At 46.6% G+C, this 26320-nt stretch carries 26 protein-coding genes; 10 read left to right on the forward strand and 16 right to left on the reverse strand.

All coding sequences use genetic code 11. The features are described 5' to 3' along the window. Positions 1 to 5: 5 nt before the first annotated feature. The 10 genes from M1D71_RS21745 to M1D71_RS21790 form a co-directional block, all read right to left on the reverse strand. Positions 6 to 887 carry an RICIN domain-containing protein gene (locus M1D71_RS21745; protein WP_458123633.1) on the reverse strand — a complete coding sequence of 294 codons (882 nt, stop codon included), beginning with the start codon at positions 885 to 887 and terminating at the stop codon, positions 6 to 8. Then, positions 812 to 1219 (reverse strand): hypothetical protein, encoded by a 408-nt coding sequence (locus M1D71_RS21750; protein WP_458123634.1) that lies wholly within the window; start codon positions 1217 to 1219, stop codon positions 812 to 814. Before M1D71_RS21750 ends, M1D71_RS21745 begins: the two co-directional genes overlap by 76 nt. After that, positions 1194 to 1850: a glycoside hydrolase gene (locus tag M1D71_RS21755; RefSeq protein WP_458123635.1), complete on the reverse strand. Its 657-nt coding sequence runs from the start codon at positions 1848 to 1850 to the stop codon at positions 1194 to 1196. Before M1D71_RS21755 ends, M1D71_RS21750 begins: the two co-directional genes overlap by 26 nt. A gap of 40 nt (positions 1851 to 1890) precedes the next feature. Continuing rightward, the gene (locus tag M1D71_RS21760) at positions 1891 to 3231 is read right to left on the reverse strand and encodes an AbfB domain-containing protein (RefSeq protein ID WP_458123636.1); all 1341 of its coding nucleotides are present in this window, start codon (positions 3229 to 3231) and stop codon (positions 1891 to 1893) included. Positions 3232 to 3619: 388 nt separating this feature from the next. Continuing rightward, complete coding sequence (locus M1D71_RS21765) at positions 3620 to 6655, reverse strand: beta-galactosidase (protein WP_458123637.1); 3036 nt, start codon at positions 6653 to 6655, stop codon at positions 3620 to 3622. Positions 6656 to 7020: 365 nt separating this feature from the next. Then, positions 7021 to 8517, reverse strand: coding sequence for a glycoside hydrolase family 30 protein (locus tag M1D71_RS21770; protein ID WP_458123638.1), 1497 nt, complete (start codon positions 8515 to 8517; stop codon positions 7021 to 7023). 91 nt (positions 8518 to 8608) lie between these two features. Beyond that, complete coding sequence (locus tag M1D71_RS21775) at positions 8609 to 9454, reverse strand: carbohydrate ABC transporter permease (protein WP_458123639.1); 846 nt, start codon at positions 9452 to 9454, stop codon at positions 8609 to 8611. After that, entirely contained in the window at positions 9447 to 10334 is an 888-nt protein-coding gene (locus M1D71_RS21780) for a carbohydrate ABC transporter permease (RefSeq protein ID WP_036668619.1), read from the reverse strand. Before M1D71_RS21780 ends, M1D71_RS21775 begins: the two co-directional genes overlap by 8 nt. Positions 10335 to 10424: 90 nt before the next feature. Next, a complete protein-coding gene (locus M1D71_RS21785; RefSeq protein ID WP_458123640.1) occupies positions 10425 to 11696 on the reverse strand; it encodes an ABC transporter substrate-binding protein in 1272 nt (423 codons plus the stop codon). Positions 11697 to 11877: 181 nt separating this feature from the next. After that, positions 11878 to 12906 (reverse strand): LacI family DNA-binding transcriptional regulator, encoded by a 1029-nt coding sequence (locus M1D71_RS21790; protein ID WP_458123641.1) that lies wholly within the window; start codon positions 12904 to 12906, stop codon positions 11878 to 11880. 278 nt (positions 12907 to 13184) lie between these two features. Between M1D71_RS21790 and M1D71_RS21795 the strand changes: the two genes are divergently transcribed. After that, complete coding sequence (locus M1D71_RS21795; protein ID WP_458123642.1) at positions 13185 to 13559, forward strand: iron-sulfur cluster biosynthesis family protein; 375 nt, start codon at positions 13185 to 13187, stop codon at positions 13557 to 13559. A gap of 374 nt (positions 13560 to 13933) precedes the next feature. Further along, positions 13934 to 14359 carry a hypothetical protein gene (locus M1D71_RS21800; protein WP_458123643.1) on the forward strand — a complete coding sequence of 142 codons (426 nt, stop codon included), beginning with the start codon at positions 13934 to 13936 and terminating at the stop codon, positions 14357 to 14359. 94 nt (positions 14360 to 14453) lie between these two features. Here the strand turns inward: M1D71_RS21800 and M1D71_RS21805 are convergent, their stop codons facing one another. Continuing rightward, positions 14454 to 14759 (reverse strand): WXG100 family type VII secretion target, encoded by a 306-nt coding sequence (locus M1D71_RS21805; RefSeq protein WP_458123644.1) that lies wholly within the window; start codon positions 14757 to 14759, stop codon positions 14454 to 14456. 15 nt (positions 14760 to 14774) lie between these two features. Further along, positions 14775 to 16130: a lipase family protein gene (locus M1D71_RS21810; protein ID WP_458123645.1), complete on the reverse strand. Its 1356-nt coding sequence runs from the start codon at positions 16128 to 16130 to the stop codon at positions 14775 to 14777. A gap of 153 nt (positions 16131 to 16283) precedes the next feature. Between M1D71_RS21810 and M1D71_RS21815 the strand changes: the two genes are divergently transcribed. Further along, the gene (locus M1D71_RS21815) at positions 16284 to 16532 is read left to right on the forward strand and encodes a hypothetical protein (protein WP_336765067.1); all 249 of its coding nucleotides are present in this window, start codon (positions 16284 to 16286) and stop codon (positions 16530 to 16532) included. Positions 16533 to 17031: 499 nt separating this feature from the next. Here the strand turns inward: M1D71_RS21815 and M1D71_RS21820 are convergent, their stop codons facing one another. The 4 genes from M1D71_RS21820 to M1D71_RS21835 all read right to left on the reverse strand — a co-directional run bounded on the left by M1D71_RS21820 (position 17032) and on the right by M1D71_RS21835 (position 18792). Continuing rightward, positions 17032 to 17457, reverse strand: coding sequence for a hypothetical protein (locus M1D71_RS21820; protein ID WP_458123646.1), 426 nt, complete (start codon positions 17455 to 17457; stop codon positions 17032 to 17034). A 65-nt stretch (positions 17458 to 17522) separates the two neighbouring features. Beyond that, positions 17523 to 18191, reverse strand: a complete 669-nt coding sequence (locus M1D71_RS21825; RefSeq protein WP_458123647.1) for a Type 1 glutamine amidotransferase-like domain-containing protein — start codon at positions 18189 to 18191, stop codon at positions 17523 to 17525. Positions 18192 to 18232: 41 nt separating this feature from the next. Beyond that, positions 18233 to 18490 (reverse strand): hypothetical protein, encoded by a 258-nt coding sequence (locus tag M1D71_RS21830; RefSeq protein WP_458123648.1) that lies wholly within the window; start codon positions 18488 to 18490, stop codon positions 18233 to 18235. A gap of 47 nt (positions 18491 to 18537) precedes the next feature. Next, a complete protein-coding gene (locus M1D71_RS21835) occupies positions 18538 to 18792 on the reverse strand; it encodes a hypothetical protein (RefSeq protein WP_458123649.1) in 255 nt (84 codons plus the stop codon). A gap of 249 nt (positions 18793 to 19041) precedes the next feature. On the opposite strand from M1D71_RS21835, the gene M1D71_RS21840 reads away from it, so the two are divergent. From M1D71_RS21840 to M1D71_RS21870, 7 genes are all read left to right on the forward strand, one after another. Further along, positions 19042 to 20721, forward strand: coding sequence for a PucR family transcriptional regulator (locus M1D71_RS21840; RefSeq protein WP_458123650.1), 1680 nt, complete (start codon positions 19042 to 19044; stop codon positions 20719 to 20721). 229 nt (positions 20722 to 20950) lie between these two features. Beyond that, positions 20951 to 21727 carry an ABC transporter ATP-binding protein gene (locus tag M1D71_RS21845; protein WP_145323717.1) on the forward strand — a complete coding sequence of 259 codons (777 nt, stop codon included), beginning with the start codon at positions 20951 to 20953 and terminating at the stop codon, positions 21725 to 21727. Further along, positions 21727 to 22599, forward strand: coding sequence for an ABC transporter permease (locus M1D71_RS21850; protein WP_458123651.1), 873 nt, complete (start codon positions 21727 to 21729; stop codon positions 22597 to 22599). The genes M1D71_RS21845 and M1D71_RS21850 overlap by 1 nt, the downstream gene beginning before the upstream one ends. 34 nt (positions 22600 to 22633) lie before the next feature. Then, positions 22634 to 23662 (forward strand): ABC transporter substrate-binding protein, encoded by a 1029-nt coding sequence (locus M1D71_RS21855; RefSeq protein ID WP_458123652.1) that lies wholly within the window; start codon positions 22634 to 22636, stop codon positions 23660 to 23662. A gap of 193 nt (positions 23663 to 23855) precedes the next feature. Then, positions 23856 to 25232 carry an amidase gene (locus M1D71_RS21860; RefSeq protein ID WP_458123653.1) on the forward strand — a complete coding sequence of 459 codons (1377 nt, stop codon included), beginning with the start codon at positions 23856 to 23858 and terminating at the stop codon, positions 25230 to 25232. A 19-nt stretch (positions 25233 to 25251) separates the two neighbouring features. Then, positions 25252 to 25638 (forward strand): RidA family protein, encoded by a 387-nt coding sequence (locus M1D71_RS21865; RefSeq protein WP_458123654.1) that lies wholly within the window; start codon positions 25252 to 25254, stop codon positions 25636 to 25638. 240 nt (positions 25639 to 25878) lie between these two features. Then, the gene (locus tag M1D71_RS21870; protein ID WP_458123655.1) at positions 25879 to 26295 is read left to right on the forward strand and encodes a hypothetical protein; all 417 of its coding nucleotides are present in this window, start codon (positions 25879 to 25881) and stop codon (positions 26293 to 26295) included. The last annotated feature ends 25 nt before the right edge of the window (positions 26296 to 26320 follow it).

Raw genomic sequence — 26320 nt, forward strand, 5'->3', positions numbered from 1 at the left:
GAACACTAATGAACTTTGACGAGGCTCCATTGCTGATTGAATCCGCCATTGTCGGCCCACTGAATCGTGGAGGCACCTGCGGTCAGAGATCCTTGATTGATGTCGACCGTCAGGCCACCGTTTCGATTCGCAAGTACCAAATATCCTCCCACATCAATGGGCAGCCATTGCTGATTGTTGCCCCCGTTATCCTGCCACTGGATCAAAGCGGCTCCGCCTTGTGTGGAACTCGCATTCACATCCAGTAAAAGACCACTGCCTACATTGCGGATGTTGTAATATCCGTTACCTGCCGACTCCAGCTTCCATTGCTGGTTGGCGGCTCCATTATCATTCCATTGAATAATCGTGGCTCCACCTGTAGTAGAAGCAGCGTTCACATCGAGTGCTAGTCCACTGTTCCGATTAATCAGCTTGTAGATGGCCCCGGCTTCATATCCTGTACTGCCATTGTAAGTTGCACCGGAAATGACGTAGGTTGTGACCGAATTGGCTTTGGCTGTAGCCGTAAAGGTTTTGTTTTGCACCTTAATATTGGTCAGTTGCTGCAACTTCTCTGTTGAAGAGGTCCGATATACCTGAGCAGACGTGCCTGTGTTAGTAAAGCGACTGAGATCATAGGTTACCGTTGTATCTGTCGATTCCGAATTGGTTGTGACCAGTACAATTTTACCGGAAGCTGCATCATAGGCTGCAAGGGTATTGGCATCACTCATGCCGATAATCTTGTATCCGGGACGAATAAATTTGCTGTAATTGCCCATGACATAATATTTTTGGTTCACGGTGTAACTGGTCGTTTGCGTATTGTTCAACACATTCTTGAAGAATCCCCATCCTTCTGCACTATCCACGGCTTGCCAATACACCCATGCACTCGCTCCCATATTACGAATATCCTTAGGATGGTACGTGACATCGTAAGTCCGCTTGCATCCCCGTCTCCATATTCCGAGGTCCACAGATGTTTACCGGCAGACGTCGCTGTGTTGCGCAAAGCAGTGCGATTGCTTCCGCCATACGTGTGTGTGTTGATCTGACTAATGGATGATTTAACCGCACTGCTGTAGCTGTTGAATGACACATTGGTATCATCGATACTGTATTCTTCCGGTGCGCTCAGCTTCGTGGACAGGCCCTTCGCATTCAACGAATCTTGTACCTGACTCAGAATCGTGTTCTGATCCGCCCGGTCAAAGTGCATTGCCTTCCTGGTCATTGCCCTGCTTCCACCACGTCGAGATCGGTTCATTCAGCGGAGTTACGCTATCGAATGTGATCCCCCAATTATCCCGGAAATGCTTCACAACCTCGGTCAAGTAATCTGCAAAATCATCATAATGTTCAGGCTTGAGGTTATTCCCTCCATTCGCTGCACCCGATACACTGCCACTGATCGTCATCCAGTAGGGTGCCGAGTTGGCAAAAGCCTCAATGACGTTTACACCCTGCGCTTTGGCAGCTTGCAGCATATAACGCTGGTTCGCATCCGCAGTCCAGTCATACACACCCGGAGAAGGCTGATAACCGGGAACGGCTTTGCGATATTCGAGAATATTGGACGATGGATTATCCCCGCCTCCAATGTTGTACCGCAGGATGTTCAGACCCAGTCCGGTATTTGCGTTGAACATTTTCTCCACATACTCATCCCGGTTGGAGTATTCTCCTACCACTTTGCCCCACCACGCGAGAGATGTTCCCCATCCCTCCATCGTCTGATATTGCTTCGATGGATCGGCAACAGCCGTGTAAGCTCCCGCAGCAGATACCTCTGTCCCCAGTCCCAAACTGCCCGTTAGCAGACTTCCTGCCAGTAGCAGCGAGCTCATTCGTTTTAACCACTTCATCCGCTTCACTCCTTAGAATTTTTCGAAACGCGAACACCAATTATTGTGCAACCTCTCGGAATGTCGCGTCTGACTTATCGAGTGCAGTAACGACAGCTTCCAATTTCAGTACATTATTGTAATGTCTCAAATACAAGTTAGGGTTACTAAACGAGGCATACGAAGTCCAAGCGGCGTTAGCAAGTCCATTGACACGTTTGAACGTGGCATCATTTCGGAATGTGGCGCTGCCGTCATTTTTCACCAATGTGATGTTGCCATTATTATTGCGCAGGAAATAACTTGGATAGTTCATGGACTCAAACGAAATTCCTGTTGCATTCGCGAGACCAGGAACGATGCGGAACTGTGCATCCTCGGCTGGACTAACATTGCCATCGATTCGAGCCTGATAGTTGTAATGACGAATGAAGCTGCCTGGTACATTGAATGACTCCAACTTGCGGATATCGCCAGGCTGTCCGGATTCTTTCAATACGGTCATATGCCGGACGAGTCCGGTAAGACCCGCAATCTCCTGCTTGACACCCCAGGTCTTGAAACCGTCAGCAGAGTCGCTGTAATAATATTTTTGTGTTGCATAGCCGTCAAAGTAGATTCGCCATGAACCATTATCCAACTGAACAATCGCCGGACCTTCAACCCATGAGCCCCAGCCGGCCCAATCCCCTGTGCCTTTAAAGGTATAAGGTCCGGTCAGCGAGGTCGCTGTCGCATATTCAATATATTTGGTGGTTTCGTTCTTGGTAAAGGCATGATAGGTTGAGCCTGTCTGAACGATAAAGGTATCAATATAATTGGGAGCAATGCCTGCCAGTTCAGTAGGCGCGGACCATGAGGTAGACGTCAGATTGCTGCTTGAAGCAGTAATGACATAAGGTTTGAAATTTTCATAGTTGCCTGGAGAGAGGGACACGATAACGTTCAGACTGCCGTTGCTGTCTTTGAACCATTCCGGTGCCCATGTGTGTGCAATCGTGGTAGGAGTGGATAATGTAATGTTACGGACAAACGTCCAGTTTACCTTATCCGGGCTGGAGGCGATACCGATGGAATTACCTGACCAGTTCGTGGTGTAAACGACGTAGTACAGACCATCTGTGTGCTTCATGATGCTGGGATCGCGGATCAGATCGGCCGGAGGTGTATAGGCTGGCCCTTTTAGCAAACCATAGTGGGTTGCATTATACGATTCATAGATATACATATTGGACTCACTTGTGTTTGTAAAGGCGGATATCGTATATACACTTGTCGCTGCTCTGGCTGTATTGGGGAATAACATCGTTAATAGAAGTAATGTTCCGAGGAACAGAATCATCCCGGACTTGAAACCGCTGGACGTTCCTACTCTTACTCCCTCCTGATACTTCGTTAACATTGGGTCATCTCCCTTATCCCTGAGTGATGAACAGAGGAATACCTTACTGTATTACCAAATACAAAACGTACCTGGGACTGTCCCTGATGAGCAACACCTCACGACTACCTGTTCGAATTCCAATTACATGAAGCATCACTCCCTTCACAGATCATGGATGAACACTCTTTATTTATGTAAACGGTTACAAATAAAATGCTACAAGTTTTACCTTTGCTCATTGTGCAGACCTGATCACCACAGTCTCCCCATTCCCTTAGCTCAATTTACTCACAAGACTGAATCCGAAAATTCATGAACCGGGGTTATTTAAACTAAGAAAATGAGGTAGTTTGACTGCAGTAAAAGGTAATTTTTGCGTTTGCGTTATAGATGCTATTTCAGAGCGCTACTCCACGACAACCCAAGGATAACGGGATAGTTCATCCAATATGAATCGTACACGTTCTGGCGTTCTGCCTTCTTCATCGAACAAAAGCAGTTCATTCTCTTCCTGTATCCAAGCGACTGGGATCTTGTAATCCTCTTGTGGACCAATCTGCCAATAACGTCCCAGATGATGTCCATTCAGGTGAATGGTTCCTTTACTCATTCCGGTCAGACGAAGCATCAGGTTCACTTTATGATGCTCGGATACTACGGGCTTGGCGAAACGCCAGCGGTACCAGACGGACTGACCGTACGAGCCTTGGACGGGATCATGGTTGGATACAGGGTGAGACTTCTCGTTCAACGTAGCACGATTGACCGATTCACCCGAGGTATGGGTTACCCGATTGGCACTTGAATTGCCACCTTCGGCGATACCAGGGTGTGCTGCACGCTGAATTGACCCCTGTGCTTCAGGATGGACCGATTTTTGTCCTACCCCCGAGATCTCCCATTGTTGCGGAAGCAATGCATCTGTCCCTGCCATACGCCAATCCTTCAGTTCTCCCTCACTCGGATACGTAATCAGTTCCAGTCGGTTCAACGGTGAACGGCTATACGGCATTTCCAATGTATTCGTCTCTCCGGGCTTGATGTAGAGGGACAGATCCAGCGTCTGAAAGGCAAACCAGTCCTGATATCCATCCATCGGAACTTCGATGCCGTTGATACGAAGACCTTTGCTCAGTGCACCCACGAGAATCGCACGATCCATGCCATCCAGCGTAAAGCTTCTGCTTAGATGTGGAGTCTCTTGGAGAGAATTTACTTCATCAAGATGCACACTTCCACTCTCCATGCGCCAACCCCGACGTATATCCTGAACTATGCCACCCAGATATGCAGGACCAGCCAGACCTTTGCTCTCACCCAGGTGTGGAGAGAAATTCAATCTGCCCATATGCTGTACCAGAATCTGAAGTGTGTTCTTCCCTTGGACTACTCGTAACTGCACTCCTGCGGCACCTACCTGACGCACTAATGCCTGCTGAACACCATTAACGATTATTCTGGCGGTATCCTGGATATCCGGCAAAATGAGATTAGTGATCTCTTCTTTCGGACTCTCGAAATCGCATTCATACAACAGATAACCAAAATCTTGTCCATACCGGGAAAAGTCTTCCGGTTGTGCACTCGCCGTGCGCTGCTTCGCAGTTAACGTAACACGTGACAACTCGGGGGAAACAGATAACGTCGGTGCAATTGGCGATGTCCATGGATGCTGCTGTATTCCAGCGATGGACTCCTGACTGGCAAGGAACTCGCGACCTGTTAACATACGTTCTCCATCGGCCCAGTCACCAAGCAACGTAATCGTCCGATCCGGGTCAGAGATCATGCCTTTGACCTGGCCAGATGACAACACGTCTACATCATCGAAGCCTATTGCATAACGCAGCCCCTTCTGTTCTGTTGCTTCCAATCGCCATGTTCGATTCATCGTTTCTTGATCTAGAATCATGAAACGGATCGGTGTGCCGTTTGCTTCCAGTTGGATCGTTCCCGGCTCTTGGAAATGAAAAAGATCGAAGCGGTATACGTTCCTAGCCGAATCGTGTTCGACAAGCACTTGCACCGTACTGCCCGTGACGTTCAATGCACCAGTTTCCAGTTCAATAATAGAGCGCTGCCCAGCAGCAGCTACGATGAACAGGGTCAATTCTCCGTTTATCATTTCATTGCCCGTAATCATCGTTCCTGCAGTCAGATATACTTGTTCGGCAATCGGTACCCGATCCAGTACCGGAATAATCTGCCCTGGATTCAGCGCTACGGGAAGAGTGCGGCCTTCTTCGAGCGTAATGTGCATCGTCTCCCGTTCATCCTTGTGACTCTCCAAGAACCAGATCTTCTGGTCACCCGCTTGTCTGCCTCGCACAGACACCCCTTCAGGATGACGTACATGGTTCTGCTCTGCGGGAATTTCCTCTGTTTGCATGAGAAGTGCCCCGAATGCATGTACGAAATAAGACAGATTCTTGGTTACCGCATATTTCGGCGTCACTCGTCCATATTCATTCAGCGGTGCATCATAGTCATAAGACGTAATCATGAAGATATCACTGCTACCCATCGTTCTGCCGCCATATCCACCGAAGTTCGTGCCGCCGTAGAACATATAATGGCTGATTCCGGTATACCCGGCTCGCAGAATTTCCATGATTCGTTTCTCCAGCAAAGGTACCGTCTTCTGAATGGCAGAAGGCCCTCCCCAGTTTTCGAACCATCCGGTCCAGAATTCCGTGACCATCTTCGGTGTCTCCGGTTGTTTGGCACGAAGTTTCTCATAATGTCCGTCAGCACCCGACCAGAAATTAGCCCCTTCAATCGTGCCTTCCGCCCCGCCAACACAAGTGATCAGCGTAGCGTCGATGCCACGTTGTAACAATCCATCTCTCAGCGTATTCATATGGTCACTTGCCGCTACGTCATCCATCAGGTATCCGTATTCATTCTCCACCTGAACCAGAATGACCCTGCCCCCAGCGGATAGCTGGCGTTCCCGAATGATCGGCACAAGTCGGTCAAAGTACAGGTTCACATAGTGTAGATACGTCTCATTATTTTCCCGGAATTTCACGCCATCCTTCGTACCCAGCCAGTATGGAAAACCGCCAAAATCCCATTCTGCACAGATAAATGGACCCGGACGTGCAATGACCCACATGCCCAGTTCTGCACACAGATCCAGAAATGCACCGCAATCGTTATCCCCTTCAAAGGACCACTGTCCTTCTTCCGGTTCATGTACGTTCCACGCAAAGTAGGTGTCGATGCAGTTCATGCCTGCCAGCTTCGCCTTCAACAGAACCTCACGCCATTCCTCCTTCGGCATACGGAAATAATGGATCGTTGCACTGTTCAGAAATACACGCTCTCCGTTTAGGAAGAAACTACGCGCGTCGTACGTTAATTCGGATTGAACACCGTTCTCAGCCCTGGAGATGTTCTTCTCCTGTTCCTGAAACAAAAGGGATGCTTTCTCTGTCAAAGATATCCCCTCCTTCTCTTTATTTATATAAATTGAACTAAAGAATATTTACACTGCACACTTCGATGACAGAACAACCTTCCAATCGCTGTTATCCCCGGATTTTTTTGATTCCCTTTTCTCAAAGGGAAAATCCGGTGATAGCGTATGCTTCCGATGTAGCTTTCTTACAGAAAGCTTGTAGGCGAACGCTCCGCTTCTTCCGGTTTCTTCTGTCCTCTCCGTTATGTGTAAATGTTTAGTTCAATTTATATAGTTCATATGTCCTGTGATTTTTTTACAATATAAGTTGAACCATATTCGTTAAACTAAAAGACGACTTACACTGGTACTACGATGATAGAATAACCTTCCAATCGCTGTCATCAGTTCGCCTGCACCGTCACGCCTTCCAGTACAACGGTTGTGATAGAATTGTCTGCGGTAGGCACTTCAAGTCCGTTAGCATACACCGGAATGTCCTCAAGCTGTTCCATATTCCGATCCGGAGAAGTCTGATACACCTGAGCGTTGGATGATTTTCCGTACGCATACCCTTCCAGTTCAAACGCCGTTGTACCCGCTGACAATTCATTACGAATTACCAGCACCAGTCTCTGATGTTCTGCGTCATAGGCAGCCAGCGTGCGTCCACCATCCGTTGGAATAATTGTCGCACCAGGACGAATGAACTTCGTAAACTGGGCCATGCCATAATACTGCTTGGTCATCTCATACTGTTCTTCTCCGTTAAAATTGGCATGAATGAATCCCCAATTGTTATCGGCCCCTTCATCTTCAACGGCCTGCCAGTATACCCAGGCGGATGGCTGCATGATTTTCAGATCGAACATGATCCGCTCCGCCAGCTCCTGCACCGAGGTCATATCCTCATGACTGTGAGGTTCACTGCCACCTGTTCCGTACTCGGACATCCACAGCTTCTTGCCATGGCGTTCTGCCAGCGTGCGCAGTTCTTCCATTTTGCTACCATTATAGGAGTGGGTATTGATCTGCTGGATCACGTCCAGCGTGTCCTGATCATAGAGGTTGAAATTGAACACTGTCTCATCAATGCTGTTATCGTCTGCGGCACTGATGACGGTTCCGTCCAGTCCTTTGCTCTGAAGGGAAGCGGCCACTTTCTTAATAATCTCGGCCTGTTTCTCATTCGTAAAATGACTGCCTTCCTGCATATTGCCCTTCTTCCACCAGTCGGAGGAAGGTTCATTGAGCGGATTCAGTGTGCGGAAGGTGATCCCCCACTCGTCCCGATAACGCTTCACGACTTCGGTCAAATAATCGGCAAAGGCATTATACTGATCATCACGCAAATTATTGCTGCCATCCACGGCTCCAGTAACCGATCCACTGATCGTCATCCAGTAAGGTGGTGAATTGGAGAATGCTTCGGCAATGTTCACGCCGCGCTCCATCGATCCCTGTAATACAGCACGCTGGCCTGCATCAGCATCCCAGTCCCACTCTCCAGGTTCAGGCTGGAAGCCAGGTACATCCCCGCCGGGACGAAGAGCTTTCATCTCCGGATTTTCCTCACCACCAATATTGTAACGAACGATGTTCAGACCTAATCCTTTCTCCGGATCAAAGACCAGATCCATCACTTCACTCACCTTCGCCTGATCCTTCCATCCGCCAAGATCGTTGGCCCACCAGGCAAGTGACGTACCCCAACCTTCAAAATGATCATAGGACTGATCCAGCTTCAGACGTACTGGCTCCCCTTGGAACACAAGTGTTTTAGATGACTCATTGGCAAAATGATTGATAACAATTCCTCCTCCTGCCAGCAGGGCAATCAAGGCGACACCCATGAGGATATAGCTCCGTTTGCCTCTGCTGCGTTGTTCTTTATGCGCCATGGGCTAAACAATCCTTTCTCCATGTACGTTGATTACTCCGTTGGCCTTGAACGTCAGGTCCAATACATAAACACACTACAGACACCTTCTGTTACTTGATTCCACTGCTTCCGCCGCTAATGTTGGCCTCATAGACATAACGCTGTCCGAACAGATATACCAGCACCATCGGAATGGTGAGGAACAGGGAAGCGATCATCACAAGGTTCCACGGTGGCATCTGACCGCCACCTACCGTAGTCAACAGCTGCACCCCGAGTGCCAGAGGCATTTTCTCCGGATCATTGATATAGATAAGCGGCCCCATGAAGTTCCCCCAGTTATAGGAGAAAGAGAAGATCGCAATGGCTGCAAGTATCGGATAAGTCAGTGGCATGATGATCTTCCAGTAGATTCCCGGATGTCCCATACCATCGATCATGGCGGCTTCATCCAGTGATTTGGGAATACTCATGACGAACTGCCGAATCAGAAATACGTTGAACGCTCCGGCGAAGAAGCTCGGTACGATCAGCGGGTAAAATGTATTAATCCAGTCCAGATGACGGAAGATGATGAACTGCGGCACCATCGTCACCTCACCCGGAATCATCATCGTACTAAGCAACACAATAAACAGGAAACGGCTGCCTTTCGCCTTGATTCGGGCAAAGCCGTAGGACACGATCGAAGCTGACAATACCGATCCGACAATCGTAAAGATAGTAATGATGACCGAGTTTTTGAGATACGTGCCAAGATTGTTATTCGTGAAAATCGTATAGAAGTTCGACCATTGGAACTCCAGCGGTACGAAGGTAAAGGCTGACTTGACGGTTGTTGCGTCACTTGCCAGTGCAATGGAGATCATGTACAGGAAAGGCGAAGCAAGCAGCACCCCGACCAGAATCAGAAAAATATAGGATATCGTCTTCTCCACAGTCGATGGATTACTCATTGGCTTTTCCCTCCTCGTAGTGCACCCATAGCGCCGATGAACGGAATACAACCAGTGTCAACGCCATGATGATGATGAATAGTACCCAGGCAATCGCCGATGCATATCCCATTTTGTAGAATTGGAACGCATTCTGGAACAAGTAGGGCACAACCATCTGACTTGAATTGTCAGGTCCCCCGGCAGTAACAATGAATACCTGCGCGAAGGTCTGGAGCGCTCCAATCATGCCAGTCACGAGATTGAAGAAAATGACGGGCGTAAGCATTGGGAATGTAATATGGAAGAACGACTGTGTACTTTTCGCCCCATCGATGGCAGCGGCCTCGTACAGTTCCTGCGGTATTCCTTTCATACCTGCAAGCAGCAATACCACGCCACCACCCACACCCCATAAGGACATGAGAATCAATGCAGGCTTAACCCAGTTCGGATCAAGGAGCCAGGCAGGACCCTGAATACCGAAGATCGCAAGTGCCTGGTTGATCAATCCTTCCGTCGGCGCAAGCAAGTGGATGAAGAGCAATGAACTCGCAACCACCGGAACGACGGAAGGCAGATAGAACAGAATACGGAAGAAGGTAATTCCTTTGATCTTCTTGTTCAGGTAATATGCAATCCAGAGTGAGATCGACATCCCCAGTGGAATGGATATCAGGGCATAGAAGAATGTATTGCCCACAGACTTCCAGAAGATCGGATCATCGGTCAGTAGCGTTTTATAATTGTCGATGCCAATAAATTCAGGGGACTGGAACAGATCCCAATTCGTGAAGCTCATATAGATGGAAAACAGGATCGGACCCAGGGTTAGCCCCAGAAACCCGATCAGCCAAGGCGAGATGAAGATGTAGAACCATTTCCCGTCCTTTTTTCTCACGTTAAGCCCTCCCATGACGCAGAGAGCAGATGGAACCCGCATTCACGCCGAATTCCACCTGTCCTCCTGTCGATGCTATTTGAACAACCTCTATTTGTAGAGTCTTTCCAGTCCACTCTGGATTTCAGTTACGGTATCATCAAGCGAAGCTTTGTTGTTGAAGTACACACCCAACTTATCGTTAATGAGCTTCATCATTTCGTTCCATTGCGGGTTGAACGGTTCTGCGTAGATCGTCGATTCACTGAAAGCAGCCATATTGATTTTCTTGCCGCCATATTCGGCATTCAGGAATTCATCACTGGACAGACCTGCTTTGGTTGCAGGAGCATCCTGACCGGCTTTGACCATTGGCATCTGTGCTTCAGGTGTGGTCAGTGCTTCAATTACTTTGAATGCTTCTTCCTTGTGTTTGGAAGCGTTGGTAATCGTTAACCCGTTGAAAAATGCGTTCGTTTCGCCCCATACCGGAGAGATATCCCAGTTAATGCCTTCCACCTTGGCAAGCGAACCAATGTTCCAGAACCCTGTCGTTTCCATGGCGATCTTGCCTTGAGCGAACAGCGGATCAGCTCCGATATTTCCCATGTCGGCAATCTCGGTTGGCGTTGGTCCTGCACCGTGTGTGAAGGTCAGATCATTCATGAATTGCAATGCTTTACGCACAGGCTCTGTATTGAAGGTCGGTTTACCGCTCTCATCGAACAGTGAGCCACCGTTCTGGTAGATAAGTTGCATCCATTGCGGCCACCAGCTGCCAGGGTAGTAACCCCATTGCACCGTTTTGCCATTCTCCTTGACCGTCAGCTTCTGAGCTGCCGCCATCAGATCGTCTTGCGTCCAATCTTTGGTTGGATATTCCACTCCAGCCTTGTCGAACAGATCTTTGTTATAGAAGAGGACCATCGCGCCTGCACGATCCGGCAAACCGAATTGCTTGCCATCGTACTTCATCAGGTTTGCAATATCGTCGGAATAACGCTTGGACATGTTCACGTTGTTCGCCTGAATCATGTCATCCAGCGGTATTATCTGATTCTTGGAGGCGTAAGCCTGATAGTTCTCGGCAATCATCATGATATCCGGCGCTGTTCCCCCGGCGATCATGGTCTGTACCTTTTGGTCATAATCCCCTGCAACCACATTGAGCTTCACGTTAATATCGGGATACGTCTGCTTCACAATGTCGAGTCGCTCCTGATAAATCTTCTTCTCATCCTCCGAGCCCCAAATCGTCATGCTCAGATCAACCTTGCCACCGGACTCGCCGGAAGAATCGTTGTTACTCCCGCTGCTACAGGCTGTCAGACCCATTACCATGACCAGCATCAATAACGAAATGACCTTAAGACTTCTTCTCATACGTTACGCCCCCTTAAACTAATGAATGGATGACTACAGTGAAACCCGTTTCATGAAATGGGTTTCATTAAGCTGAAACATAAAACCCGTTCCACTTTATGAAAGGGGTTTCATTCACGCACTCATTATATTTCACCCTTCAAGGAAATGTCAACGCTTTCTTTTCCAATTACAGGCCCCCTTATCTTGCAACGGGTCCTGTACTTTGACGCACAATTAGCTCCGGTTGCAGAATGATCTGCTTCTTCGGTTTGCCTTGGTTAATCAGCTCATGTAGCACGTCCACAGCCTGTTTGCCAAGCTGATACGTGTTCTGGGACACGGTTGTCAGTTCCGGTATAACGGCACTGGCGAGCGGCGTGTCATCGAAACCCACAATGGAAATATCCTTCGGAATGGAGAGCCCATGCTCAATCGTCGACTTGATGGCACCAATCGCCGTGTTGTCATTAACGCAGAGGACTGCGGTTGGCGGATTGTCACGATCCAGCAGTTTGGACATCTCGCGTTTGCCGTCGTCGATGGAGAAACTGCCGAGGAGCTGACGCTCTTTCGGGATTTCGAGCCCATGCTCGCGAAGTTTCTTCTGCACAGCTCTGACCTTAACCATGGTGGTGGACAACTCTTTCAGACCGCCGACAAACGCAATATCGCGATGCCCCAGTTCAAGCAAATGCTCAGCTGCAAGGGCTGCCCCTGCCCCTTCATCTGTGTACACCCGGTGGAACCCTCCTTTGGCAATATTGCCATTGACCAGTACAATCGGCATACGTTTGCCCATATCAATCAATTCCTGAGCCATGTCATCCGGACAGACCTGCATGTTGATTCGCCCGCCGAGAAAAATAATTCCGTCTACCCGCTTCTCTCGCAGGATGGACAAATATTCAGATTCCCTGTTATAGTCACCTGCAGTATTGCAGAGAAAAAACGTGTACCCCAATCCGCGAGCCTCATTCTCCGCACCCCAGAAGACTTCCGGGAAGAAGGGGTTTGTAATGTCCGGCAGGATAATGGCAATGGTGCCCGTCTCTTTCTTGATTAGACTGCGCGCCTGCGCGTTGGGCTGAAACTGGTGTTTTTCAATGATGGACATAATCTTCTCTCGGGTGCTTGCACGCACTGGTGCTGTATCATTCAGCACCCGGGAGACCGTTGCTACAGATACGTTTGCTTCCTTGGCGATGTCATATATGGTGATCGGTGTCATAGCGGAACCTTCCTTTTTCTCTAATTTTCCCTATTTTCCCTGCTTATCATACCAGATAAGGAATGGCGATGAAATGGGTTTCATTGACGGGCGGATGATTTCACACTGGACCAATAGAAGTTTCTAGGTATGACATTCATACGTGAATTGTTCGATGCGTTACTCATTAGTGTCAATATTTTCACAGGACATGTTTGATTTTCTTTATTTCACCTTCTAATCTGCGTTTATGGTCCATATATTAAATTGTAAGCGAATTCATTGGAGATTAGAGGAGTGTGAACGATGTCATGATCATTCAAGTCAGTCCGCTGGCAGAAGCAAGACTTACTGAAAAGCTGGGCGATCGACCGGGCTATTTCAAATTGTTTTATGATACCGATGGATGCGGTTGTGACGGAATTGCGGTACTTCTGATCTTGAACGACCTGGATAGCGATGATGTTACTGTAGAAGCGGGTTCGCTTCCGTTTGTAATCAACAAACAGCAGCAGATTTACTTTGAACCCTGTCTGCGTCTGCAATCCGAGCATAGTTTCCCCTCGTTCCGACTGAGCAGTGATTCCATGATCTATGGCAGCAACGTCAAGGTCCATGATTTACGAGATACCGCAGACATAGCCCCTCAGCCCACCGGATGGTTTGTACGATAAACGTTGAATAAGCACTATAATCAAAACCTCCCAACCCCAGATATTATAGCGGGACGGGAGGTTTTTTATATATTTTAATGAGTTCATTAGGCATTATTCTTGTAAACATTTCATATTCGTGCAGTGCCTATGTACCTCTGCCAATCTATTTCCGACCATTTTTCAGGACAAAAGAGGTGAAAAATTGATTAATTAATATGGACTTTAGTTTAATACAAATAATTACAAGCAAACTGTATACTTAGATAACCACATATGAATTTAGGAGATACACAAAACGGAATACCTAATTAAAGATATAAGTCTAGTTATACGAAAAACACGGTTAGAACATTGTATCCGTTTAGAAGTGTCGAGGAGGAAAATTGAAACTTATGAAGTTACCCACAATCCTGAACGTAGTTCGCATCTTGTTGAGTATTAAAGTTATATACCTTATTGTTTCTTTCAGTGTATTTCTCTATATTTTCAGTCAAAATCCTGAAGCCTTTGCCGGTTATCAAGTGAACGGCAATGATCTGATTAATTTCTCTAATGAAATTACTGGGAGAATCATATTTTTGATCATTCCTAGTTTGCTTGCTATCATCTCCATCACCAAACGACAGTTTAGATCGACTGTTACGTTCCTGAGTATCGCTTTATTTATCGGTCTGCTGAATGAAGGACTTTTAACTGGACTTGTTCAACTATTCGCCTTGTTAGTTGTGCTCGTACATCGACCAAGCAAGATATTCTTGAAACGCCAGGATTCAAATGACGTAGGTACACAGTACATCGCCAAGAAGAGCCTGACTTAAACGTCAGGCTCTGTTTTTGATTGAAACGACCGGTATCGGACAGTATGTACACTTTAATTTGAAATAATGCTCTTTTTCTGAGTCCTCGATCCTTTTATTGTGTCATGCTGTGGCTTCTATGATCCCTGCGTTCTTCGCGATCAGCCTCTTCCATCTTACGGATATATCGCTTTAACTCCTCTTTGTGAGTCTCCAATTCCACCAGACGGGCGGATGCCCCATCAAGAAATGATTGCATTTTATACCCCAATGTGGTGGCAGCATTACCGGCCCAATCTTGCTGCAAGCGACCATGAATGGAACGCATTTTCTGCTCCTGTTGCCTCAAGCGTTCCTGCAACTGCTCACATTGTGCAACTGCTCTTTGCAGATCCGACAGGGATACGGATATTCTCCCCATGTTGCCTTCCTCCTATTATTTGAACTCGTCTGCCAGCAAGAAATCCTCACTTTTGCGTTCTATGTATTCCGCGATCTCACCAATCGATTCTTGGTACCAGCGGTTGATCCGCTGAAGCGTTGCGGTCGCGTTATATGCAATCGGCGTGAACGATTGACTCTCACTGGTGGAGATATGTGTTTGGAACATCTGGATGGAAGCCTGCGCATCGCTAGAAAATCCACTCAAGCTAATCCGCATCTCCCTTGCTGCTTGCGCCAACTCCTCCGGTGTTAATTGAATCTTTCCTCCACCTGCTTGTGCGTTGGCCGCAACTGCGACCAATGGTGCTATAGCACCTCTTACAATGCTCGACAAGGATGCAAGTGCTTCTTGATGAGCCGTCCAGCGTGGTGATATGCCGATCTCTTCTCCTGTTGCCCGATTAATAAGTGGTCCGACAAGATTTCCATTTTTGTCGAACTGATATTGATTCATCGAATGGTATCCTTTGCCCTCATCTTTGGAGAAGGAATCGAAAAGACGATAGACATTGCCTACTTGAAACTTATCCAGATCGATATTAATCGGAAAATCATATAATACAATCGGCGAGTTTGCTCCCAAAGAGCGAATCGGAACCGTAAGTTGATATCGAAGCATCCAATTCTGATACATGGCATTCGCAGAATCGAAATCCTGACCTCTGTAAAAGGTGCTCCCCACGTGCCTGTCATACTCGACAATTCCACCCGCACCGACAGAATCGTTGGGATCCACGACATTTACGACTTTACCGTCGTAATACCCCTCATTTACTTTGGCTAAACTCACATCATCAAGCAGGTTGGTCACGCTCGGTGCGCTGTAAGTCATGGCCGACAGATCCTTACGTGCCGCCACGTATTGCGCCAATCCGCCACCGAGCGAATGCCCTGTCAACGAAATACTCGCATCAGGATACGTCTGGCTCACTTTCTCGTAGAGTACTTCCGCTTGGCGAAACTGGTTGTTCTCCCATTCAATATCGTCCTTGATCGCTTCGACAAAGCTTTTTTTAAATATGTTGTGATGGTCCGGGTCCGTGACGGCATCCTCCAGCCGGCGTGTTCGGCCGCCAAGAACGTCGAACACATCGGTCTCGTAATCGGCTCCCATATCAAACCAGTTTCCACCCGGTTCAGTTCCGCGGTAACCAATAACGATCTGGTCGGTTTGTTCGTTTTGAAGCACTAAGGCGTCGAAACCTGAAACTTTATTATGTAACTCAGCACCCTCAGGCTCGACAACTTTCCAAGGTTCCAATTCTGGGAGGACAAATCCCTCGGAAACATCTTGATATGCAAGCTTGGAAAATTTCATGTACGTCTCATCTGAAATGTAAGTTTTCAAAAAATAAACCTCCTATATTTACTCTTAAACTTAAAATATAGTAATATACCCATATCATGATAGATGCAAGGAGTGGACACTATATTAAAAAGTAAGTCACTAATTATATTTATTTTTGTTTGTTTTGTCCTAATTATGGGAGGTTGTAGCTTTATGTCTGATTCTCGTGAAGATGCTCAAACCGTTAACAAGGCTATGGAAGCAGGAAAAACGTACTTTAAAGAAAAATATGATCTCAATGTTGAATTTACGCGTCACAAGTTCAATCCTCCCGATCTTGGGACAGACGTGGGGCTCTATGGACATTTGACAGAAGATAAGGGTACAGAAGTTTTTCTGCTTATTAACTATGAGACACTTGAAGTCGTCACTGCGGCCGTTCCCGAAGAACTTACTCAATAATGTTTCTGAGCCTCTTTCTGAGGCTCTTTTCTTATATTAGACATCAATTTTACGAGACATCATCATGATATCATACATTATTTTCAGTAATCAGGATCTGCACGCCAAGGGACTTCCTTCTTTTTTCCAAGGGAGTAAAATTTATTATAGGACATCTATTCCTGTCCAGGTAGTTAAACACTCAAAAACAGGAATATAGTCACACTCTTCCCCCAAGTGAACAGTGATTCATTGAATAGTATAGGCTGTTGTTACCAGAAGAGGGAAAGTTTAATTTTCATGAATATACCAGTTAATGCAACTCCAATTGTTGTAACTGAATTTGTGATCCAATAATTAACCTATTAGTTACTAGTCTCTCTCCAGATTTCAATACACATTCGTAATCAATCTCAAATTGGGTTAAGCTAAAATCGGTATAATGGACTGTATTTAATATTCTATAATTTCATATAAAGTTCCTTGTTCGACTGAATCCATCAGTTCAATATTACTAAGATTAATTCACTCGAATTTCAATTGGATTCATGGTTAACGAGATATCCCCGGTCATATCTACAAAGAGATTTTGTTTCCCTCTTTTGGTTACCATAAATTCATCTTCAACCTCAACCACTTGACCTGATTTAAACTCAGTTACATATCCCACATCCGCATAATTACGCTCCTCGTTGCTACCGGAGAAGAAAAAACGAATGATTGGTTCTCCATGAGATACTTCAACAGGTTTAATACCTGTATATTTTAAAGTTCCTTTTACTTTCAGTGCCTCACCAGTACCTGAAACAGTTGGTGTTGTAACTTCGAGAACAAAATCAGATGCTACTACACGTTCAGTAACCATATCTTCATTTTTTTCTTTTGATGAACATCCAGCAAATATCATGGATACCACTAGTACCAACATTATGATGTTACTACTCATTTTAATAATTTCATATCACCTCTCTCATACTCTAACGAACGATACATAGAAAGGGTTCACCCCAACTAGAGCGTCTCAACCAATTTCTGAATCTTTGAGTGGGAAAGTAAATATACAGGACCCATTATATCGATTTTCCCGTCCTTTACACGCACAGCGCACTCCTGTAATGCCGCATAAACATCCATCTCCTCAGACAAGGGAAACAGGTAGCCTTGAACCAATGCTTCGTAGTCGAGTCTGGCATGAGATTCGTAGGCAAAATGATCAAAGCCTATACCATCATAAATAGTACTTGTTTCAACCTTATGGCCAGCGTTTTTCGAGGATAACCATTTTGCAGCCATGTTTAACGCACCAGCACTGGCACCTATGATAACGGCATTACTGTTCTTAATTGCATCCGATAATTCATAATCCGTCAAAAAATCGTTCTGCAAAACAGGATCTCCACCGCATAAAAAAATGACAGAAGCGTGATGAATTAATCGCTGGGCATCTTCCTTCTGCATGCGGTAATCAATGAAATGATTTTCATCAAAAATAATGTTAGCCTGATTCAACCAGTTCCATTCAGAAATATCATCAAAGTTAATTTGCTCATCTGTATAACCAGACGGGTCAGCGCTAATCATAACAAGCGATTTTCTGTCTTGTATGTCCTCATGCAACAATTTGACCAGCTTCTCTGGAAAAAAATCATTAAACCAACTGAAATAGTAGTGAGTACTCAAACTTAATTACCTCCATATGTATTATTTACATGCATCCATTCTTAACGAAAAAATATTATATTACAATAGTCTGGAATTATAGTGTGCGAAATATGTTTCCACGTTAACCTGCTGACATTTTCTAGAGCTCGCTTAATTTCCTCTTCTGATAATTTTACTTCAGGATCAAAATCTGGATAGTTTGGGTTATCCGCTTTAGAATCAACATCATAACTACTAGCATACATACTTAAAGCAGTCACTGCTGAAACAGTTATTATTAATGCCGTACTGATAAAGATTTTTTCATTGGAGGTCACTCCTCAATCGTTTCTATATTTGTTTTAGTAGAAACCAGATAAAATAACTAATGATCTGTATACTGCAAAGCGTGAATCGGTGTACCTTTAGTGACTTCACCTGTCAATGTATTGATTTCTAGCGGCTCTACTAAAACCTTCCATCCATTTTCGCTTTTGAAAATTTTATATGGGAGTGGTGGTGACTGTTCGTAGTCTTGTCCTGCATACTTTTGAACTACATAAAGTTGAACTTCATCCGTGTTGATTTGTTTGCTTTCCACAATTTCATACCATAATAGAACCAGCAACAACACTGGCAAGTAAAAGCGATACTAATCCTTTTCCTTTCATGGATGGAGAACTCCTTTTTAGTGTTAGAGTTAGTAATAATGATCAAATTTTATATAGATCTACTTAGTATAACGCATTAAATTATTGGAAAGTTTTTATATTTATGAGAAACTTGTTTGCATCTATCTTTTAGCCTCTTTATCCAAACTCTTCTTTACGCCCACCTAACTTAATGTTAGATTTTATAACATATTATTATGAAAGCGAGTGGGTTGAAGATGGATCTGCAACATTTATTGACTATCCCCATTCTCTCCAAAGCAAAGGTTATTGCTGGACATCGCGGACTAGATCGCTTGGTGCAATCGATTAATATTATGGATGCGCCAGATATTGTGCAATTCCTGAAGCCGGGAGATATGCTGCTGACGAATGGCTATATCCTGAAAGACCGCCCCGATGCTCATCTTGCATTCATTACAGATATGCACGCGATTGGTTGTGCAGCGCTTGCGGTCAAGACACAGCGCTTCTCTCTTGAATTATCCCCGCAACTGCTCGAGACAGCCGATAAGCTGGGGTTTCCTATCATCGAACTATCTGAGATAGACAATACACTCGGTGAAATATTTCAACAATCGATCAGTGCCATCCTTCAGAATAAAACCCATGAGCTCCACTACGCCTTATCTATTCACAAACAATTTTCCACGATGGTTATGCAGGGAAAAGGTATACCCTCCATCGTAGATACGCTGTCTCAGTTGCTATCCTCACCTGTACTTCTGCTTGGTTCAAAGAAGCAGATTACGGCAAGCTCCCATTATGCACAACAGATGGATCACCAGTCTCTCGCCACGCCCTTACTGACTTTTATAGATGAGCACCCTTCCTTCCATACCGCAATCTCGATCTGCCTGCTTACTGCTGATAAATATCGACACACTGAGCTTCATCCCATCTTCACGGATCGGCACGAGGGCTATTTGATCGCACTATACGACAGCTCCGCAAGCTCTAAGCTCTCCACTCTGGCACTGGAACAAGCCGTCAATGTGATTGGTCTGGAGTTAACCAAGAAGCAAGCCGTCAAGGAGCGCTCCCGCCGTTACAAAAATGAATATTTCTCCGATCTCATTCAGGGCTTCATTCGTTCTGAACAAGAAGCGCTGCATCGTGGCAAGAAATATGGGCTCCAAGCAAAAGGAAGCTCCGTTCTCATCATTGCTAAAAAGGATGAATCTTTATCGAGTATGCCTAACCAGAGCCTCACTCCCCCTGGAGAAGAGCGGTTCATCTCGGAACGAGATGCTTATTATGAGCTGATTAAGCAGGAGTTCGCCAGACTGGATCTCTCCTTCGTCATGTTCACGAAGAATGACCAGTTCGGTATACTCGTCTTTTTGGCCGAATCGTCTTGGGACGAACACATCGTGGTTCAGCAGCTTGAACAGATCGCGAGCACCCTATATACGGAATCGCAGCTCAGCTTATCCTTCGGTATAGGCAATCCCTACACGAATGTACTGGATATTGGATTATCTTATAAGGAAGCAGTCAAGGCGCTTCAATCCGGCTATCAGATGAGAAAGACCCGCTTCGCTCATTCCTATCAGACCATGGATATAAGCCGCCTGCTGCGCATGATACCTTATGATGAAATGCTTCAGTTCCATCAAGAAACCTTTAAGCCCTTCGCTGGCCGAGATCCAAACGAGCGCAGCGAACTGATGAAAACCTTGTCCTCTTTCTATGAGAATCACTGCCAGATCGTCGATACAGCGAAAGAGCTGTTCGTACATCGCAATACAGTCATCTACAGGCTTGAGAAATGCGAAAAATTGACCGGCAGGAACATCAAGGATCCGAGTGAGAGTCTGCGCTTCCGCCTCGCCTTCGCACTGGAGTCGCTGCTGAATGTCAATCCAGCCCCAAGCGAAGCTAATCATACGTCATAACCCAGAACGTGTCATATATAATGACACGTTCTTTTATTTTCTTTTTCCCAACCCTATCTCTTTTGTACATTTTAACTGATTCAATTCTATTTTTATGTTCATAGTAACTAATGACAATTGGGCAAACAGTCTATATGATTAGGAATATAATCATCAATGTCATATTAATTAACACCAAATCACATCAAGAAACAACAACCAACAGGCTGTAGGAAAGGGGCTACCTATCATGGCTATACAAATACAAGGCGTATCCAAATCATTTGTCAGTGCAACCGGAGAAGATATTCAGGTCCTGGCTGAGGTTTCGATGCAAATCAAGAAGCAGGAATTCTTCAGTATCGTGGGACCGAGCGGTTGCGGCAAGAGTACGATCTTCAATATTATCGCAGGTCTGCTTAAGCCAACGAATGGCAAGGTTATCGTTTGTGGCGAAGAGATCGACCAGACGACCGGGCATGTTGGCTATATGATGCAGAAAGATCTACTGCTTCCTTGGAGAAGCATCCTGGATAATGTCACGTTAGGCTTGGAAGTGAAGGGCATGTCCAAAAAGGATCGCGGCGATATTGCCATGGATTATCTGGATCGCTACGGCCTGGCTTCATTCGCAGAAGCCTATCCCTCCACACTATCAGGCGGTATGCGCCAACGTGTAGCCCTCATTCGTACCCTCGTTACTCAGCCCGATATTATATTACTGGATGAACCCTTCTCAGCACTTGATTATCAGACCAGACTCATTCTGGAAGATGAAATCTTATCCATTCTAAAATCCGAGGGCAAGACAGGCGTCCTGATCACGCATGACATCGAGGAAGCGATTGCCATCTCCGACCGCATTGCCGTTATGAGCAAAAGACCAACGACCGTGAAGCAGGTGTATGACATTGGCCTCGCCTCGCAATATGGCTCAGCACTGAAAGCCCGCTCCGACCAGAAGTTTAAGCAGTATTTTGAATCGATCTGGGCAGAGCTTGATATCCAGATGGGGAGGATCAGCTAATGAAGAGCACATCACCTAAAATCACTCTTGCCGGAAAGCCTGCTGGAGTTACGAAGAGCAAGAGCAAACGCAGACAGTCCACCTTCTCCAAAGAATGGCTGGTAACAATGCTGTGGCGATTCATTATCGTTGCAGTCATCCTAGTGATATGGGAATCCGCCGTTCGCTTGGAACTGGTTAACGGTTTCCTCATGGGGTCACCGAGCGCCATTTTCGATGCCGCCATCACAATGGCCAGCTCAGGGCAACTGCTTACAGACGCGTTCGCAACGGTGAATGCCACTGTTATCGGTTTTGTAGCCGGAAGCTTAATTGGTTCATTAGCAGGACTGCTCATGTGGTATTCCAAGTCCGTTGCCCGTGTGCTCGATCCATTCATCGTAGCGCTGAACGGCATTCCGAAGATTGCGCTCGCTCCCGTGATTATTATCTGGTTCGGTTCAGGCATCTTCTCCAAGATTGCTCTTGCCTCCGTGGCAACATTTATCGTAGCACTGTTATCCGCCTACCAAGCGACTCATCAGATCGACGAATCCCAGATTAATCTGATGAAATCCTTTGGTGCGAAGAAGTCACAAATTTTCCGCAAAATTATCGTTCCATCCTCTCTGCCATGGATCATCTCGGCCTTCCGTATCAATATCGGATTAGCATTGGTGTCTGTCGTAGGCGGAGAATTCATCTCTTCAGATAAAGGGCTCGGACATATGGTATTCGTCGAAGGTAACCTGTTCAACCTTCCGGCCGTATGGGTTGGCGTGTTCATGCTTATGCTGGTCGCCATGCTCCTCTACACCTGTGTCGGTTATATCGAATCCCGTCTCCTTCCATGGAGTGACAACAAGACTGGTAACAAATCCACATCTGTATAGCTGACCTACAACCATTAAAGGGGCCTGATGACTAATGCGTACATTCAAAAAGATAGCTATGCTAGCAACGATGACGGTTATATTGACCACACTGCTCAGTGCATGCGGCAGCAAAGCCGCAACACCTGCCAATGGCGCAGGTGCATCTAATAGCGAGGGGCAAGAAAATACGCAGGTGGACAAAATTATGGTGTCCGAGGTTTATCACAACCTGCTCTATCTTCCCTTGTATGTAGCGAACAACCAAGGTTTTCTAAAAGAGAATCGCATTGAGCTATCTTCCATCCGTGCTGCCGGAAGCGGACCAACAGCATTGTCTTCGGTCATCTCAGGCGAGTCCGCATTTTCCTTCCATGGTCCTGAACATGTCGCATTCGCTAATGCGAAGGGCGGAGATGCTCGCTCACTGGTCCTTCTATCCGGCAGCGCTCCAGTATGGGCAGTCGCGAGAGAAGGAGTAACGGTAAACACCACAGAGGACTTCAAGGGTAAGACCATCGTAGTGGGCTTGGCACCTACAAGCTCCAACAGCTTACTGCGGAAGCTGTTCGCTGATAATAACATCGATATCGACAAGGATGTGACGATCACCGAGGTCCAAAATGGCTCCGAGCTTGGTGCTGTATTAGCCGGCAAAGCCGACATTGCTATCGTTTACGAGCCTCAGCTGGATCAAGGCATTGCAGAGGGGCTGCATATTGTCCATGATTTCACGAAGGATTATCCAGACTTCGCCTTTGCAACGATGAACACAACCGCAAGCTTCATTGAGAAGAATCCTGATCTCACCCAGCGCTTCGTGACTTCAATCGAGCAAGCTCTGGACTACATTCAATCGAATCCTGAAGGCGCCAAAGCAGTCGCAGTGAAGGAATTCCCGAATCTAGACAAGAACGTCGTGGAGCAAGCGGTACAACGCATGATCGACAGCAAGGTATATCCTGCGGAAGGACTCATCAATGAATCAGCATTCGAGACCGCAATTGGCATGCAGCGCTTCATCGGTAATCTGAAGGAAGACCTCGCTTACGAGGACATTATCGATTCAAGCTTCACCAAATAGAGAGAGAAAGGTTGATTACTCTGAAGCAGGACGACTATCTCACACACCGACGTACAGAAAGCGCCAGATATGCGAACGGAGTTATTACCAGCGAGGAGCTGGCCCTATTTACAGCCGACTTGAAGCTGATTCGAAGCTTCAAGCTGCCAGAAGAAGTAGGGCCCAATCCTCCGTATAGGAGAGTGCCTCTGCGATGATTACGAAACCACTTAACGAGCTGACGATTGCTGAAGCTGCAAAACTGATCAAAAACAAGACGGTATCTCCTGTCGAGCTTACGAAATCCTATTTGGATCGCATTGAGAAAGTAGAATCTGCTGTGCAAGCCTTCGTTACAGTCACCGCAGAACAAGCCTTGCAGGCTGCAAAAGAGTCTGAGCGCAAACTGATGAATGGCGAATATCTCAGTCCTCTGCATGGCATTCCATATGGAGCCAAGGATATTATCCATACCGCTGGCATACGCACCTCGGCTGGATCAAGTACCTATCCTGACTTCGTACCCGAGACGAATGCTACTGTAATTCATAAGTTGCAGGCAGCAGGCGCTATCCTGCTCGGCAAGACGACAACGACGGAATATGCCTTCCAGGGAGGAGAGCCGCCAACCCGCAATCCGTGGAATCTAGAGCATACCCCGGGCGGTTCCAGTTCCGGCTCCGCCGCTGCAGTAGCGGCTGGCATGGCTTCCTTCACACTCGGAACACAGACCTTCGGATCTCTGCTTAGACCCGCAGCTTACAACGGATTAACCTGTATGAAGCCCACTTACGGCAGGGTTTGCCGTAACGGTGTCATCACAGCCAGTTGGAGCCTGGATCATATTGGTGCCTTCACTCGATCCGCACAAGATAACGCGATTGTTCTGGAAGCGATAGCCGGGCAAGATGAGATGGACTCCTTCACGCTTCCTCATGGCAAGCCCGACTTAACAAGCGCTCTTGAGCATCCTATCTCAGGAATGGTCATCGGTCTGCCGAGCAACTTCTTCCAGACCGATGAAACAGCGATCTTGTTAGCCGTAGAATCGGCAATCACCATACTTGAGAAGCTGGGCATGCAATGGAAGGAGGTAGACATGCCCTCTTATATGGAAGAGACATGTGCTGCTCATCGTACGGTAATGCGAGCAGAAGCTGCTGCCTTCCATCTAGAACGCTTCGCAGAAGCCTCTGATCGTTACGGACATACGATGCGGGAGCAGCTCGAGCTTGGCTACCAGACGAGTGCCGTTGATTACTTGCAGGCACAGCGCATCCGAACGATATTCCGGAGTGAGATGATGATGCTGTTCGATGAAGTGGATGTGTTATTGACTCCATCAACACCATATGTGGCCCCATATGGCTACAAGACGGGTAGCCCAATTTTCAACGGACCGTTTACCAATACAGGACTACCTTCCATCACGGTTCCTATCGGATTCGATACCACCTCGGGGAAGCCATTGCCTATCGGCATGCAGCTTGCTGGTCCACTTATGCGAGAAGACCGCTTGTTGTCCATCGCTCATCATTATCAGCAGGCTACGAACTGGCATCAGTTAACACCAAACATACACACTCATTAGGAAAGGAATGACAACGACTATGTCTACCACCATACACGCAAGTGCTGCACCCCAATTCCCACTTCCTTTCTCCCATGCTGTCCGTGCAGGAGATATGGTCTACGTCGCAGGTCAAGTAGGTGTCGATCCACAGACGCTTGAGCCCATTGGCGGCATTAAGGAACAGACCGAACAGTGCATTCGCAATATTGAGGTTATTCTGCAAGAAGCCGGACTTACACTTGACCATATTGTGAAGGCAACCACGCATCTGGCCCGTGTAGAAGATCAGCCCGAATACAACGAAGTATATACGCGAATGATTAAGCAACCATATCCCGCCCGTATTACCGTATTCAGCGGTTTAGGCCCCTATTTAATTGAAATGGAAGTGCTGGCGTATGCACCATCCGTTCGTGGAGAGTAGCACATCACCAAAAAACACCTGTACCCTTAGATGGGTACAGATGCTCACATTTTCGAGAAACCCGGTTCTCTTTGGAGAGGCGGGTTTCTTCGTATTCCTATTTTGTTTTGAAGCGGGATGATTGTAGGTCAAAGGCCACTGCAGACGATTGGAAAATGTAGACTTTGGGTTAATACAAAATATGATATCAACATCGTATAATGTATGAAATACATATCGTGCAGGAAGAGGGACGACTTATTGAATACGAAAATGCCCACTTTATTAAACGTCATCCGTGCCCTGTTAGGGGTACAATCCATCTTCATTGGGATCTCCATGACATTCCTCATTGCAGATCTATTCCGTAATAGTGCGGATTACTCCGCGTTTCCGCTATCTGATCAGGTCGCCTATTTTACAAGTATCGGGTTCCGAGTCCTCATGGTTCTGGTTCCGCCGATTCTGACTATCGTATTTATCTCAAGACGAAGCTATAAGCTAACAATTACCTTCATGAGCCTGGCCCTATTTTTTGGCGTTGTGTTCTTTCAGAACTTCCTCATCTTGCTGCACATCTTCATGTTGCTCTGTCTGTTGCTTCATAAGCCTAGCAAGGTGTATCTGAAGCAGGAAGGCCCTCCGCGAGAATACAACCAGGAGAATCTGCGGTTATAGATTCGAAGTAGAATAGGAGAAGTGG

The sequence above is a fragment of the Paenibacillus sp. Z3-2 genome (assembly GCF_054161325.1).